General features: G+C 62.3%; 10 protein-coding genes. 6 read left to right on the top strand and 4 right to left on the bottom strand.

The features are described 5' to 3' along the window. Positions 1–14: 14 nt before the first annotated feature. Positions 15–1,286, bottom strand: coding sequence for a phosphoribosylamine--glycine ligase (gene purD / locus J5278_RS15380; protein WP_209182972.1), 1,272 nt, complete (start codon positions 1,284–1,286; stop codon positions 15–17). Positions 1,287–1,446: 160 nt separating this feature from the next. Here purD and J5278_RS15375 point away from each other — a divergent pair, with 160 nt between their 5' ends. From J5278_RS15375 to ubiA, 4 genes are all read left to right on the top strand, one after another. Then, a complete protein-coding gene (locus tag J5278_RS15375) occupies positions 1,447–3,759 on the top strand; it encodes a Tex family protein (protein ID WP_209182973.1) in 2,313 nt (770 codons plus the stop codon). 141 nt (positions 3,760–3,900) lie between these two features. Beyond that, on the top strand, positions 3,901–5,160 hold the full coding sequence (locus J5278_RS15370) for a cyclopropane-fatty-acyl-phospholipid synthase family protein (RefSeq protein ID WP_209182974.1): 1,260 nt from the start codon (positions 3,901–3,903) through the stop codon (positions 5,158–5,160). 129 nt (positions 5,161–5,289) lie between these two features. Continuing rightward, entirely contained in the window at positions 5,290–6,099 is an 810-nt protein-coding gene (locus tag J5278_RS15365) for a MipA/OmpV family protein (protein ID WP_209182975.1), read from the top strand. A 125-nt stretch (positions 6,100–6,224) separates the two neighbouring features. Further along, positions 6,225–7,187: a 4-hydroxybenzoate octaprenyltransferase gene (gene ubiA / locus J5278_RS15360; protein WP_209182976.1), complete on the top strand. Its 963-nt coding sequence runs from the start codon at positions 6,225–6,227 to the stop codon at positions 7,185–7,187. A 51-nt stretch (positions 7,188–7,238) separates the two neighbouring features. Here ubiA and J5278_RS15355 read toward each other — a convergent pair whose 3' ends face one another. Then, a complete protein-coding gene (locus tag J5278_RS15355; RefSeq protein ID WP_111217689.1) occupies positions 7,239–7,805 on the bottom strand; it encodes a DUF6101 family protein in 567 nt (188 codons plus the stop codon). Positions 7,806–8,124: 319 nt separating this feature from the next. Here J5278_RS15355 and J5278_RS15350 point away from each other — a divergent pair, with 319 nt between their 5' ends. Continuing rightward, the gene (locus J5278_RS15350; protein WP_209182977.1) at positions 8,125–10,701 is read left to right on the top strand and encodes a DUF1217 domain-containing protein; all 2,577 of its coding nucleotides are present in this window, start codon (positions 8,125–8,127) and stop codon (positions 10,699–10,701) included. Between the two features lie 516 nt (positions 10,702–11,217). Then, complete coding sequence (locus J5278_RS15345) at positions 11,218–13,683, top strand: DNA translocase FtsK (protein ID WP_247749036.1); 2,466 nt, start codon at positions 11,218–11,220, stop codon at positions 13,681–13,683. Positions 13,684–13,717: 34 nt separating this feature from the next. Here the strand turns inward: J5278_RS15345 and J5278_RS15340 are convergent, their stop codons facing one another. Both J5278_RS15340 and J5278_RS15335 read right to left on the bottom strand, forming a co-directional pair. Beyond that, positions 13,718–15,142, bottom strand: a complete 1,425-nt coding sequence (locus tag J5278_RS15340) for an FAD-binding oxidoreductase (protein WP_209182979.1) — start codon at positions 15,140–15,142, stop codon at positions 13,718–13,720. Between the two features lie 35 nt (positions 15,143–15,177). Further along, positions 15,178–16,155, bottom strand: a complete 978-nt coding sequence (locus tag J5278_RS15335; RefSeq protein WP_209182980.1) for an L-threonylcarbamoyladenylate synthase — start codon at positions 16,153–16,155, stop codon at positions 15,178–15,180. Positions 16,156–16,236: the final 81 nt, after the last annotated feature.

Genomic DNA, 16,236 nt, shown 5'->3' with positions numbered 1-16,236 from the left:
AAAGGGCCGTCCAGTCAGGCCTTTTCGCGCTCGATTGCCCGCCAGCCGATATCGGTGCGGCTGAAGCCGTTGTCCCAGACCACCTGCTCTGAAAGCGAATAGGCGCGCTTCTGGGCCTCGCCGACGCTGCTGCCCAATGCCGTCACCCCGAGCACCCGGCCTCCGGTCGCCACCAGCACACCGTCCTTCAAAGCTGTCCCGGCATGAAACACCTTCGCACTGTCGCTGTCTGCGGGCAGGGCGGCGATGACGGAGTTTTTCGCATAAGTCCCGGGATACCCCTTCGAGGCCATGACGACGGTCAGCGCCGCATCGTCGCTCCATTCGGCGGTCACCTTGTCGAGCGTGCCGTTGGCGCAAGCGAGCAGCAGCGGCAGAAGATCGCTTCTCAGCCGCATCATCAGCACCTGGCATTCTGGATCGCCAAAGCGGACATTGTATTCGATCAGTTCCGGCCCCTTGGCGGTGATCATCAGGCCGGCAAAGAACACGCCGGAAAACGGCATGCCACTTTCGGCCATGCCGCGCATCGTCGGCTCGATGATCTCCTTCATCGTCCGCTCGATCAACTCGGGCGTCATCACTGCGGCTGGCGAGTAGGCTCCCATGCCGCCGGTGTTCGGGCCGGTATCGCCGTCGCCGACGCGCTTGTGGTCCTGGGCGGTGGCCAGCGCCAAAGCGTGAGTTCCGTCGCTGAGGCAGAAGAAGCTTGCTTCCTCGCCATCGAGAAAGGCTTCGACGACGACTTCCGCACCCGCCGACCCGAAGGCGCCGTCGAAACAGTCGTCGACAGCAGCAATCGCCTCGTCCAGCGTCATCGCCACGGTGACGCCCTTGCCGGCAGCAAGACCATCGGCCTTGACGACGATGGGCGCGCCCTCGGCGAGAATATAGGCCTTCGCCTTGCCGGCATCGTCGAAACGCTGGTAGGCGCCGGTCGGGATATTGTAGCGGGCGCAGATGTCCTTGGTGAAACCCTTGGAACCCTCGAGCTGCGCAGCAGCAGCGGACGGGCCGAAGACGGCGATGCCGGCCTCGCGCAAGCGGTCGCCAAGCCCCGCAACCAGCGGCGCCTCGGGGCCAACGACGACAAAATCGATGGCTTCCGAGAGGCAGAAGGCGGCAACGGCGTCGTTGTCTTCGGTATCGACGGCCACCAGCGTTGCATGCTCGGCGATGCCGGGATTGCCGGGAGCGGCGTAAAGCTTGGTCAGCAGCGGCGATTGCGCCAGCTTCCAGGCCAGCGCATGCTCGCGTCCGCCCGATCCGATCAACAGAACTTTCATCGCCTGCCCCTTTGTTGCCAGAACTTGGCGGTTAAGCAGCCCTGCCGCAAAGGTCAAGCGGCAATTCCTGTGGAGTCCACCAGAAGCACCGACTGAGATCATTGCCTTGCCGCTTTCTCGGACTATGGTCGCCGCAATCAGACGCAACGCAGAGATCCCCATGGCCGCAGACATCCGCTCCATCGCAGCAATCATTTCCGCCGAGATCAATGCCCGGCCTGAGCAGGTGGTTTCGGCGGTCGGCCTTCTCGACGAGGGCTCGACGGTGCCGTTCATCGCCCGCTACCGCAAGGAAGTGACCGGCGGGCTGGATGACGGGCAGTTGCGGACGCTGGCCGAGCGGCTCGTCTACCTGCGCGAGCTCGAGGCACGGCGCGCCTCGATCAGCGACAGCATCACCAGCCAGGGCAAGATGACCGACGAGCTGCAGCGCAAGATCGCAGGCGTAACCACGAAGGCCGAGCTCGAGGATATCTACCTGCCGTTCAAGCAGAAGCGCCGCACCCGCGCCGAGATCGCCCGCGAGCGCGGTCTAGGGCCATTGGCGGAGGCAATCCTGAAGGATCGCAGCCGTGAACCCGCGCAGCTTGCCGAGGGCTATGTCGCCAACGAGGTGACCGATGTGAAGATGGCGCTCGAGGGTGCCCGCGACATCATTGCCGAGGGCATCGCCGAAAATGCCGATCTCCTGAAGACCTTGCGCGCCCATATGCGTCAGAATGCCCAGCTGCGCGCCAAGGTCGTCGATGGTAAGCAGGAGGCCGGCGCGAAGTTCTCCGACTATTTCGATCACACCGAGCGCTGGGCAACGGCTCCCGGCCATCGGGCTCTCGCCATGCTGCGCGGCTGGAACGAGGAGATGCTGACGCTGACGATCGAGATCGACGCCGATCTTGCGTCACCCTTCAAGCCGGTCGAGCGGATGATCGCCACGGCCTACGAGATCGGCGCCCAGAAGCCCGGCGACCGCTGGCTGATGGAGGTCGCAAGCTGGACATGGCGCGTCAAACTGTCGATGTCGCTGTCGCTCGACCTGATGCGCGAGCTGCGTGAACGGGCCGAGCAGGAGGCGATCCACGTATTTGCGCGCAATCTCAAGGACCTGCTGCTCGCAGCACCCGCCGGCGCTCGCGCCACCATGGGTCTCGACCCCGGCATCCGCACGGGCGTCAAGGTTGCCGTCATCGATGCCACCGGCAAGCTGCTCGAGACCGCCACCGTCTATCCCTTCCAGCCGCGCAACGATGTGCGCGGTACGCTGGCGACGCTCGCCGCGCTGGCAGTCAAGCACAAGGTCGAGCTGATCTCGATCGGCAATGGCACCGGCAGCCGGGAAACCGAAAAGCTGGTGAGCGACATGCTGCTCGAATTGCCCGGCGCCAAGCCTACCAAGGTCATCGTTTCCGAAGCGGGCGCCTCGATCTATTCGGCATCGGAAGCGGCAGCCCTGGAGTTCCCGAATCTCGACGTGACGTTGCGCGGCGCAGTATCGATTGCCCGGCGGCTGCAGGATCCGCTGGCCGAACTGGTCAAGATCGAGCCGAAATCGATCGGCGTCGGCCAGTACCAGCATGATGTCGACCAGCAGAAGCTGTCGCGCTCGCTGGATGCCGTCGTCGAGGATGCAGTGAATGCCGTCGGTGTCGATCTCAACACGGCCTCGGCGCCGCTGCTTGCCCGCGTTTCAGGCCTTGGTGCGGCGATTGCAGAATCCATCGTCCGCCACCGCGACGAGGCCGGACGTTTCGAAACCCGGCGCGATCTCCTGAAGGTCGCGCGGCTTGGGCCCCGGGCCTTCGAGCAATGCGCCGGCTTCCTGCGCATCACCGGCGGCAAGGAGCCGCTCGACGCCTCCTCGGTGCATCCGGAAGCCTATGGCGTCGCCAAGAAGATTGTCGCCGCCTGCGGTCGCGACCTGCGCAGCTTGATGGGTGACAGCGCCGCGCTGAAGGCGGTCGATCCACGCGCCTTCGTCGATGAACGCTTCGGCCTGCCGACCGTGCGCGATATCTTGGCCGAGCTCGAAAAACCCGGCCGTGACCCGCGCCCGAGCTTCAAGACGGCAACCTTTGCCGAGGGTGTCAACGAAATCAGCGACCTAAAGCCAGGCATGATGCTGGAGGGCACTGTTACCAATGTCGCGGCCTTCGGCGCCTTCGTCGATATCGGCGTACACCAGGACGGTCTGGTTCACGTCTCGCAGCTGGCGGACCGTTTCGTGAAGGATCCTCATGAGGTGGTGAAGGCCGGCGACGTCGTGAAAGTCCGCGTCGTCGACATCGATGCCAAGCGCAAGCGCATCGCCCTCAGCATGCGCAAGGACGCCGGCGATGACGCCGCGCCACCGGCCCGGGAGAACCGTAGCGGTCCCGAAACGCGGGTGATGCCCGCAAAGCAGCAGGGCAATCGCCCGGCACCGCAGACGCAGGGCAGCTTCGGCGCGGCGCTCGCCGATGCGCTCAAGCGAAAATAGTCACTTAGCTTATATATTTGCAAGAATGTCACACTCCGGCAATGTTCGTGCCGGAGTGCCTGTACCGCCGTTCGTAAGCTTGCCAGACTATCTTGAGGGGATAATGTTTCCTGATTGTCTGTCATATGATTGCGAGGCGTCATGGCGTCGTCACTGCTTGCTCTTGTCACCAAAATTATCCGCAAAGGCTCCCTTCAGATCACGCTCTCCAACGGCGAGACGCATCTGCTCGGTGATGGCACCGGCCAGACAGTTGCGGTGCGCACCGCCGACCGCGAGGCGGAGGACGCCATCGCCACAGATCCGACGCTGAAGCTCGGCGAAATGTTCATGGAAGGCCGGTTCATCCTCGAACAGGGCGACATCTATGATTTCCTGTCGCTGGTGAAGCTCAACACCACGGACGAGTTGTTCGATCTCAAGATCGCCATGAAGCTGATCGGCCGCATTGCCTGGCAGCAGCTGAAGAGCCGCCTGCCGGTCAACCGCAGCAAGCACAATGTCGCCCACCACTACGATCTCTCGGCCAAGCTTTTCGACCTCTTCCTCGACGAGGACTGGCAGTATTCCTGCGCCTATTTCGAGCCGCCGGGCATCGGTCTCGACGAAGCCCAGCTCGCCAAGAAGCGCCATATCGCTGCCAAGCTGCGGCTCGAGCCCGGTCAGTCCGTGCTCGAGATCGGCTCCGGCTGGGGTGGAATGGGGATGTACCTGGCGGAATCGACGGAGAATGTCGATTTCACCGGCATCACGCTCAGCGAGGAGCAGCTTAAGGTGTCGCGCGCGCGCGCTGCAAAGCGCGGCCTTTCCGACCGGGTGCGTTTCGAACTGCAGGATTATCGCTACCTCAGCGGACGCAAGTTCGACCGCATCGTCTCGGTGGGCATGTTCGAGCATGTCGGCATCGGCAATTATCGCAAGTTCTTCAGCAAGGTCTCCGAGTTGCTCGCCGATGACGGGGTGATGGTGCTCCATTCCATCGGTCGCCCGAGGCCAAGCTTCTCCACCAACGCCTTCATCGAGAGATACATCTTTCCCGGCGGCTATATCCCGTCTCTGGCCGAGACGACGCCGGCTCTGGAAAAGGCCAACCTGCTGGTCAAGGACATCGAAATCCTGCCGATGCATTACGCCTATACGCTGCGTCACTGGCGAGAACGTTTCATCGCCCGCAAGGAGGAAGCCGTCGCCCTCTATGACGAGAAATTCTTCCGGATGTGGGAGTTCTACCTGGCAGGTTCGGAGATGGCCTTCCGCTGGGAGCAGCTTTTCATCTTCCAGATCCAGATCGCCAAGGACCAGTTCGCGGTTCCCGACAACCGGAATTACATTGCCGAAAACGAGGCTAGGCTGAAGGAATTCGAAGCTCGCCGCGCACCGTTGGAAAAGGTCGTGTTCTGATCCCCGCGTCCTTGCCATGACTGTCTGCGGGCGAACAGGGTCGGCGCTTGGTTAAGCAAGTGGTAATGCGATCCGGATAAGTTTAGGCATTCCGGGCTCTTGCCTTTGTATTGCGTAGTAGGATTTCCCATGGCCAAGACCTCGAGTCTGCTGATTTCGTTTGGATTTTTTGCGACAATGGCAGGGGCCGCCACGGCTGGCGACGGTCGTGCCTGGTGGTCCGGCGATTGGTATGTCAGCGTCGGCGCTGCCGGCTTCGTCGGTCCCAAATTCGAGGGCGCCAAGCACAACAAGTTACAGTTTTCGCCGCTGATCTCCTTCGGCAAGCAAGGACCTGCGCCGCGATTTACCTCGCGCAACGACAATCCGGCTTTTGCATTGCTCGATACCGGGACATTTCGGGCCGGCATCGTCGGCAAGTTTGTGCCGAGCCGGGATTCGAGCGACGGGCGTGAACTGCGCGGGCTGAAGGATGTCAAATGGGGCGCAGAGGCCGGTGGCTTCGTCGAGGTCTACCCGACCGACTGGATCCGCGCCCGTGCCGAAGTGCGCCAGGGTATCCGCGCCCATAACGGCATCGTTGCCGATGTGGCGGTTGATGCCTTCACCGACATCGCCCCTGATCTGCGGCTCTCCGGTGGACCGAGGGCAACCTTCGCGACGGCGAACTATTTCGATACCTATTACGGTGTCGACGGCAAGGAATCGGCGGCCAGCGGGCTCGATCGCTACAATCCCGGCGGCGGCCTGAAATCCGTCGGTGTCGGCGGTGCGCTGACCTGGCAGGCAACCAAGAATTTGAGCACCAGCTCCTTCGTGGAATACCAGCGGCTGAAGGGTCCTGCAGCCGACAGCAGCCTGGTGCGTGAACGCGGCGACAAAAACCAACTCGTCATCGGCCTGTCCGCCACCTACCGCTTCGGCTTCACGCTGAACTGATAAGGCGCCCGTCGGAACAGTTCGGCGAAAGTGCTTGGCAGTTTTGCGTCTGGAAGTGCGTGAGAGCAGATAGGTCCAACATTTTCGCATTTCCGTGAAACGCTGAAATGTTCTAGACATTTCCCATGAGCAACAGCCACGATTTCCGCGACCGAGTCGCCGATGCGCCATCCGATAACTTCGTCTACAGGGCATTGCCGCCTTGGCTGTGGCCCTATGCCCAGCTGGCACGCTGGGACCGGCCGATCGGCTGGCAGCTGCTGCTATGGCCGTGCTTCTGGTCGGTGACCTTGGCCGCCAATGCCGCCTTGACGCTGGGCGAGTTCGTCGGTCCGCTGCTGTTCTACCATCTCATCCTCTATTTCATCGGCGCGGTGGCGATGCGCGGTGCCGGCTGCACGTTCAACGATCTCATCGATCACGATATCGATGCTTCCGTGGCGCGCACCCGCTCGCGGCCTTTGCCGTCAGGCCGTGTCAGCCGCAAGCAGGCAAAGATATTCATTGCATTGCAGGCTCTCGTCGGACTGTTCGTTCTCCTGCAGTTCAACTGGTTCTGTGTGGGCCTCGGCTTGCTGTCGCTGGGACTGGTGGCGGTGTACCCCTTTGCCAAGCGCTTTACCGACTGGCCGCAGTTCTTCCTCGGGCTTGCCTTTTCCTGGGGCGCGCTGATGGGCTGGGCCGGCATCTTCGGCAGCCTGTCGCTGCCGCCGATCCTGCTCTACATCGCCGCTATTCTCTGGACCATTGGCTACGACACCATCTATGCCCATCAGGACAAGGAGGACGACGAACTGATCGGCGTCCGCTCGACGGCGCGACTGTTCGGCGAAAAGACGAAGGTATGGCTCGTGGGCCTCTATGGCGCGGCGCTGGTGCTGATGTTCCTTGCCTTCGCGCTGGCCGGCGCAGGTCTCATCGCATTTCTTGGCCTTGTCATCGCCGGCGGCATGTTTGCCTACCAGATCGTCGTCCTCGATATCGAAGACGCGCCACAGTGCCTGATCCTGTTCCGCTCGAACGGCAGGGTGGGCGCCATCATCTTTGCCGGCTTGCTGTTGTCCATGGCGCTTTCCACCCCCGGATAAAACGCAAAACCCGGCGCAGGCGCCGGGTTTCAGGGGAGGGGGACTTGATCCTCAGTCGCGGGCGATGATCTCGCGACCGGCGATCTTGAGTGTGACGCCCATCTTGCCCGATATGCGACGAACCAGGAAGCGGGGGCGTCTGTCGGCAAAGAACGAATGGCGGCGGCGCGGCTGGGTTTCGTTGGTACGCACACCGCCGAGATGATCTTCGAGCAGGCGAGCGACGCCATCCGCTTCGACCATCATCATCGGGATATTGAAGGCTTCGGACCATGTGCGCCAGTCGGCAGCGATGTCGCTGAGATCATGGGCGACGAGCAGCGGGATGCAGAGATCCGGATCGTCATGGTGCAGTTCGAGCGTCACGGTCACTTCGCCGTCGCCATGGTCGATGGCCCGGGCGGCAACGCCCTTGAAGGCGCGCTTCGGCAGGGCAATCGAAAGCGGCAGTCCGCTCGATGGCAGCACCTTGCGCAGCACGGCACCGCGGGAGTCGATGGTGATCGTCACGTCGCCGGTAGCACCGCGCATGGCATAGCTGACATGCTGCGGGAAGCGGTTTGGATCGAGCCGCAGTGTCGTTCCGGCCCAGACAGGCTTAAGGACGGTATTGGTCATCGTTTTCTACCCTTGTCTTATCATGAGAGCCGGTTTTCCGGTCTTCTTGACGGAGAACTTTCGCCCTCTCGATGACCCGAGACTAGGCGCACCCCCTTCCAGACAGCTTAAAAATTGCGGTTAAGAAAAGTTTGCGTCGTCAAATGGTTAGCAAAAACGAAGTCGCCAGGGTTTCCATAATATGAATATGTGCCGATGCGCGTCGTGCCACTCCGGCGCAGCGTCGTGGCGGCCGATGTAAAGTCCCGGGTAAGGTTTGGGGGCGATAATCGGCAAGATTCGAAAACGGTCTCGAGTGTAGACTTCAAGGTGCGCGTAGATGACATCGACCTATCTGAGCTACACGCTCGATACAAAGAACATGACGTCGACCCTTGCGCGCGTTGCCTCCCAGCCGACGACGAAGCGGGAAGTCGACTACTACAATGCCAATATCGGCAAGGTGAAAACCGTCGACGACCTGATGGACAACTACCAGCTCTACAGCTACGCGATGAAGTCGTACGGGCTGGAGGACTTCACCTACGCCAAGGCGTTCATGAAGCAGGTGCTGACCAGCGACCTCAGCGACAGCAGCAGCTTTGCCAATCGCCTGAACGACCCGAAATACAAGGCCATTGCGGCAGCATTCAATTTCGGCGCTTCTACCGCGACGACGGCGCAATCGAGCGACACCCTGACGACGATGTTCGGTTCGACGTCGACATCGACTTCGTCTGACACGACGGATGCGGCCATCGGCCTCTACCAGCAATCCTTCACCGACGAAGAAACGGCGGCAAAGACTGCCAGCGACGCCTATGACGCGGCCATCGGCTCGGTCAAGAATGTCGACGACTTCCTCAGCGATACCGATCTCAGGGACTATGTGCTGAAAGGCTACGGCATCGACCCGACCAATATTTCGAACAGCTTCCTGAAGTCGATGCTGACCAGCGACGTGTCGGATCCGAACAGCTTCGTCAACGTCAACGGCAGCGCCGCCGACAAGGCGATGGCGGCGCAGTTCAGCTTCAATGCCGACGGATCGATCGCCACCACCACGCCGGATGCGGACAAGAGCTACTACGAGGCCAATATCGGCACGGTTACATCGGTGGACCAGCTGGTGTCCGATCCACGGCTGTTCGATTACGTGAAGACGGCCTACGGCATCGATCCGTCGCTCACGGGTGCGAAGTTCGTGGCCTCCGTGAAGGACCCCGGAACCGCTTCGGATAACGGCCTGACGAGCGTGCTGACCGAGTTCAATTTCGGCAGCGACGGCACTGTCGCAACGGGCGCGTCTGCCCAGACCGCCGACCAGATCAGCACCACATCGACAAACTACGCCGCCAACTATACCAGCCAGATACAGACGTTCAGCCAGAAGGCTGCCGTCATGGAGGCCTACAACACCACCGTCCCGTCATTCGTCACCTCCGTCGCCGCAGCTGACGATGCTGCCTACTACAAGGCGCATATCGGCTCGGTGACGTCGGTCGAGGACCTGACCTCGGATACGCGCCTGTTCGACTACGTCAAGATCGCCTACAACCTGCAGTCGCTGGATGCGCAGGCGTCGGACAACACGCTCAAATACGATCTCGAGACGTCGGTGGAAGACCCCACCTACGCCAAGCTCGTCGGCTTTTCGGGCGTGGTCGCCCAGTTCAACTTCCAGTCCGACGGGACGGTGGCCTCCGGCACCGTGGCGCAAACCTCCACGCAGCTGGCTGCAGCGACCACGGCATTTTCAGCCAACTACCAGTCGGAGCAGACCACGGCGGAGGCGGATGCCGTGGCGAACTACGAGACCCGCATCGCCAAGGTCAAGAATATCAACGAGTTCTTTGCCAGCAATGCGACGGCTGACTCCAGCACAACCAACGATAATCTGCCGGAACTCTACCAGATGGCGCTGCGCTCCTACGGGATCGGCGAAAACGAGATTTCCAAGGCGCAGATGAAGAAGATCATGGAGAGCGATCCCTATGATCCGAAAAGCTATGTCAACACGCTGAAGGACGATCGCTTCGTCAAGCTCGCCAAGGCTTTCAATTTCGACAGCGCCGGCACGATCAAGCCGCAGGTGACGGCGCTCTCGACGACTCAAGTCAACAGCTACATCTCTGAATATTCAACCGAGACGCGACGCGGATTGACGGGTTCGGCACTGACGGCGGCAACGGCCACCGTCAAGAAGGATGCCACCTACTTTACCACCAACATCGCCAAGGTGACGAGCGTTTCAGACCTTCTGGCCGACCCAAAGCTTACCGACTTCATCCTCAAGGCCAGCGGTATCGATCCCAAGAAGGTGACAACAGACACACTGAAAAAGGCCTTTGCGTCGGACCCCGACAATTCGAAAAGCTTCCTCAACACCACCGCCGGTGCCCAGTTCAAGGACATTGTCGAAGCTTTCAACTTCGGCACCAACGGCACCATGGTCGATACCAAGCTCGGCAGCGCCCAGAACAAGGGCGCACTCGACGCCACCAACGAACTCTACCTGCACCAGACCCTCGAATCGCAGGAAGGCGACAACAACCCCGGCACGCGCCTTGCCCTCTATTTCCAGCGCCAGGCACCGAATATCAATTCCGTCTACGACATCATGTCCGACACGGCGCTCTATTCGGTCATCACCACCACTTTCAGCCTGCCGAGCGCGATTTCGTCGATGAACGTCGACGACCAGGCGACGCTGCTGAAGAAATTCGTCAACGTTGACGATCTTCGCGATCCAACGAAACTGAACAAGCTGCTGGAGCGCTTCTCGGTCGAATACGATCTGCAGAACAATACCGGCAGCACCTCCTCGTCGGCCCTGTCGATCCTCCAGGGGTCTTCGAAGTCTATCGGCATCAGCGCCGATACGCTGCTCTCCATCGCCCAGCTTTCGACTTCCTGATCGCAACGGAACGCCCGCGCCGACCGTGCATGCCGCAGTCGTCAGGACCTGCCTTGGCGTCGATGGCGGCTAAAATATTTATCTGTGCCAGCCAGCCAAAAAGCCCGCAAAACATGAGTTTTTGCATCCAGCCCTTCAAACTGCCACCAATTCGGAAGGAACTTATTAACCGTCCCTGGCCTATTCGATTGGGGTAGCTATCGGCCAATCAATGACTGGATTGCAGGTCTTATGCGTTTTTCCAAAACCAACTTTTCCAACGGCGAAACGGATTTCCAGCGGGACGTCCATGCCGACGCCGAACGTGCCGAAGCGGAACTGCGGGAAGCCCAGCAGATCGCCGAGCGCCGGGCCTACCTGGAGCAGAAGCTGATCCAGGCGCGCGAAGCCAAGCGCCGATCCGAAATCGCCCACCAGCAGCGCGCCGACCAGCTGAAGGCGGCGCAATTGCGCCAGCCACAGGTAACGCCGGTCGCTGCTCCGGAAGCAGGCCTTTCCCCGACCGGTCGCACCAATATGCCGCTGGTGCCACCCCTGGTGCCAGCCGATGCCGTACAGGATTGGCAGACTGCCTTTTCGCTGGCACCGAATGTCCGTTTCACGCGGACACCCGAAAGTCTGATCAGCCGCAAGAAATCGCCGGACTCGGACGTTAACGAGACGGAGCAGACCATCCAACAGACCGCAGTCAAACAAGCCATCATCAGCCCCGAGGCACCAGCAACGTCGCAACCTGCCGAGGCTGCACGCACGAGCGTGGAAACACCGCGCCAGATCGAGACGCCGCGCCCTGCTACGCCGATGCCATGGAACAACAGGCTCGTCGAGGATATCTTCACGCCGGCATCCACGCCTGTTCCACCGCTGACCGCCTGGCAGCGCCAGCCCGTCGCCGTCGTGCCGCAGGCGCAGCTGGCCTCGCATCTGGCCAACCTGTCGGACTTTGCCTTCTGGGACGTCATGCCTTTCGACGGCGAACTCGCTCCCCCGGTAGCAGCAACGGCACCGGCATTCGTTGCGCCTCCGATGTCCGCTCCACCGATCGAGACGACGCAACAATCGGCGACATCGCTCTACCGCATCATCGACTGGCAGCCCTCCGGCCGCGCAGCCACACCGGCGCCGGTCGTGCCAGTGCCGGAGGCTGCAGTCGTCCAGCCGAACGAAGTCGCCGAGCCTATCGTCCTGACACCGCTGGCGCCGGCAACCGTTGCCGCACCTCCGGTCGTCGCTGCCGTCGTTCTGCCCAAGCCAGCCACAGTTGCAGCCCCGGCAAAGCAGGCCCCGGCCGCGCAGGTCGTTGCTCCCGCCCCGAAGGCTGGCGTTGTCGATGCTGCACCGAGCCGCCGCATCCCGGTCGCGACCCGCAGCGACCGCCCGGTCAGCCCCGCGCCGATGGAATGGCGCCCGGTCTCTGTTGCCAGTGACGGCGAATACGAGCTGCCGCCGCGCGAACTGCTGCAGGAGCCGCCGGAACGGGTCGGCGTCATCATGACCCAGGAAGCCCTGGAGCAGAATGCCGGCCTTCTCGAAAACGTGCTGGAAGACTTCGGCGTCAAGGGCGAGATCATCCATGTTCGCCCCGGTCCGGTCGTCACCCTCTATGAATTCGAGCCGGCCCCCGGCGTCAAATCCTCGCGCGTCATCGGCCTTGCCGACGATATCGCCCGCTCGATGTCGGCGCTGTCTGCCCGTGTCGCCGTCGTGCCCGGTCGCAACGTCATCGGCATCGAACTGCCGAATGCAACGCGCGAAACCGTCTACTTCCGGGAGATGATCGAATCGGAAGATTTTGCCCAGAGCAGCTTCAAGCTGGCGCTCGGCCTCGGCAAGACCATCGGCGGCGAACCCGTTATCGCCGAACTTGCGAAGATGCCGCATCTGCTCGTCGCCGGCACCACCGGCTCCGGCAAATCAGTTGCCATCAACACGATGATCCTGTCGCTGCTCTACCGCATGACGCCGGAAGAATGCCGCCTGATCATGGTCGACCCGAAGATGCTCGAACTCTCCGTCTATGACGGCATCCCGCATCTGCTGACGCCTGTCGTTACCGATCCGAAGAAGGCCGTGCTGGCGCTGAAATGGGCCGTGCGCGAGATGGAGGATCGCTATCGCAAGATGTCGCGCCTCGGCGTCCGCAACATCGACGGCTACAATGCCCGCGTGGCCATTGCCCGCGAAAAGGACGAGACGATCCTCGTCACCGTCCAGACCGGTTTCGACCGCACCACGGGCGCACCGACGGAAGAGAGCCAGGAACTCGATCTGGCCCGAATGCCCTACATCGTCGTTATCGTCGACGAGATGGCCGACCTGATGATGGTCGCCGGCAAGGAAATCGAAGGCGCCATCCAGCGTCTGGCGCAGATGGCCCGTGCCGCAGGCATCCACCTGATCATGGCAACCCAGCGCCCGTCGGTCGACGTCATCACCGGCACGATCAAGGCCAACTTCCCGACCCGCATCTCCTTCCAGGTCACCTCGAAGATCGACAGCCGCACGATCCTCGGCGAGCAGGGTGCCGAGCAGCTGCTTGGCCAGGGCGACATGCTGCATATGCAGGGTGGCGGCCGCATCTCGCGCGTCCACGGTCCCTTCGTATCCGACGAGGAAGTCGAGAAGGTCGTGGCCCACCTGAAGATGCAGGGCCGTCCGGAATACCTGGATACCGTCACTGCCGGTGAAGAGGACGAGGAAGAGGAAGAAGACGGCGGCGCCGTGTTCGACAAGAGCGCCATGGGTTCCGAGGATAGCGACGACACCTACGAGCAGGCGATCAAGGTCGTCATGCGCGACAAGAAGTGCTCGACCTCCTACATCCAGCGTCGCCTCGGCATCGGCTACAACCGCGCCGCCTCGCTCGTCGAGCGCATGGAAAAGGAAGGCCTCGTCGGCCCCGCCAACCACGTCGGCAAGCGCGAGATCATCTCCGGCAACCGCAACGCCACGCCGATGCCGCCGCAAGACGACATGGATTGAGCAACAGGCGGCGGCGCGTCTGCGTCGCCGGCCGCTAGACCACCACGACCTTGCCGGGGTTCATGATCCCGGCAGGGTCGAAGCTTTTCTTGATCCGGCGCATCAGTTCCATTTCGATCTCCGGCCGGATCGATGCCAACTCGTCCCGCTTCAGCTGGCCGATGCCGTGCTCCGCCGAGATGGAGCCCTCGTGCTTCATCACCAGCCCGTGGACGATCCGGTTCATCTCCCGCCAGCGACCGATGAATTCCGCCTTGTCGGCCCCGACAGGCTGCGAGATGTTGTAGTGGATATTGCCGTCGCCCATGTGGCCGAAAGCGCAGATGCGGGCGCCCGGCATGGCCGCCATGACAGCTTGCTCCGCCTCGTGCATGAATGCAGGGATCTGCGACACCGGCACCGACACGTCGTGCTTGATCGAGCCGCCCTCGGGCTTCTGGGCGCCGGACATGCTTTCGCGCATGTGCCACAAGGCCTTCTGCTGCGCCTGAGAGCTGGCGATCGTCGCATCCTGCACCAGCCCGGCCTCGAAACCCTGTTCCAGCAGCGCCGACATCATCCGCTCGGCGGTTTCGGCTGAATCCGAGGTGGAGATGTCGATCAGCACATACCACGGGTGGACGGTCTCCAGCGGATCGCGCACGCCGTCGATATGGCGGACGGTGAACTCGACGCCAATGCGCGGCATCAGCTCGAAGCCGGTCAGCGCCGGACCGCAAAGACCGGATGCATTCCTGAACAGCGACAGCGCATCCTCGACCGACCGGATGCCGGCAAAGGCGACCTGATGCCCCAGCGGCTGCGGAAAAAGTTTCAGGACCGCGCCGGTGATGATGCCGAGCGTGCCCTCGGCGCCGATGAACAGGTCACGCAGGTCATAGCCGGTATTATCCTTTTTCAGCCGCCGCAGCCCGTTCCAGATCTCGCCGGTCGGCAGCACGACTTCGAGGCCGAGGCAGAGCTGGCGCATGTTGCCATAGGCAAGCACGGCCGTGCCTCCGGCATTGGTGGCGAGATTGCCGCCGATCCGGCATGATCCTTCCGAACCGAGCGACAGCGGAAACAGACGGCCGCAATCCTCTGCTGCCTTCTGCACGTCGGCAAGGATGCAGCCGCCATCGACCACCATGATCCCGGCAACCGGATCGACCTCGCGAATGCGGTTCATCCGTTCCAGCGAGACGATCACATCGGCGCCGTTGTCGCGCGGCGTCTGGCCGCCGACGAGGCCGGTATTGCCCGTCTGCGGTACGATCGCCGTTCCCGTTTCGGAGGCAAGCTTCAGAATGGCCGAGACCTCCTCGACCGAACCGGGCTTCAGCACCAGCGGCGAGGCGCCATGATAGAGCCCGCGATTTTCGACGAGGCGAGGGGCGATGTCGGCCGCCTCGCGCAAGACATGGGCAGCGCCGACGATGGCAGCAAAGCGGTCGAGCAGGGCGGGAGAGGGGGTGGCCATGCGTGCTGGTCCTTGTCTTACTCGGAAACTCTGGTCTAGTCGCGGGGTGCCGCGGCGCGGCGCAGCCGGTCGTTGATCGCTTCGCCGAGACCGTCTTCCGGGATGGTGGTGAAAGCCATCCCGATAACGCCCGTGGCGTCGGCACGTTTCATGAAGTCGAAAAGGTTGGCTGCAGCTTCGGTGAGATCGCCGGAGGGGCTGAGGTTGAAAATGACGGACGCTTCCTCCTCGCCAGCCACCGGCTTGCTTCCGAAGCGGATCAGCGCCTCGCCGGCGGTGACCTCGGTGGCGTCCAGTCTGACCATTGCGTGCGGGGCGTAGTGGGAGGCCATCATGCCGGGGGCCTCTATCGCCGGGCTAGCGCCTTCCTTGCGCGTCAGTGGAATGCCGGCCACGCGCTCGATGTCTTCCGCCGTCAGCCCGCCCGGACGCAGCAGCCGCATCCCGCCGCCGCTATCGATCTTGACGATCGTCGATTCGACACCGACGTCGCAGGCGCCGCCATCGAGAATGAGCTCGATCTTGCTGCCGAGATCGGACTCGACATGGGCAGCGCTGGTGGCGCTGATCCGGCCGGATGTGTTGGCACTCGGGGCCGCCAGAGGTCGGTCGAAGGCGCGGATAAGGTCGGCGGCGAAGCCATCGGGAACCCGGATGCCGACACTGTCGAGGCCCGCGGTCGCCAGCGCATGGATGTTGCTTTCCGGTTTCAACGGCAGCACCAGCGTCAGCGGCCCCGGCCAGAAGGCTTCGGCCAGCTTGCGCGAGATCGGGTCGAACACCGCGTGCCTCTCCGCCATGGCAAGATCGCTCATGTGGCAGATCAGCGGGTTGAAGCTCGGCCGGCCTTTGGTCTCGTAGATACGGGTGATCGCCACCGGATTGGTCGCATCGGCGGCAAGCCCATAGACGGTCTCGGTCGGCAACGCGACCGGAAACCCGTCGGCGAGCAAGGCCGACGCCCGAAAAATCGCGCCGTCCCTGTCGTGGAAGATGTCGATAATCTCTGCCATGCCCGACCCGTTTCCTGATCGATCTGTCCTTAGGCCTTTCCGGTGGTGGAGGGCAAGTGCCACGAGGTCGCCGGGTCGTTC

This window comes from Rhizobium sp. B21/90 (assembly GCF_019355815.1).
Lineage (GTDB): Bacteria > Pseudomonadota > Alphaproteobacteria > Rhizobiales > Rhizobiaceae > Rhizobium > Rhizobium rhododendri.
Note: the sequence above shows the minus strand (reverse complement) of the source record. Positions and strands in the feature narration are given on the sequence as shown.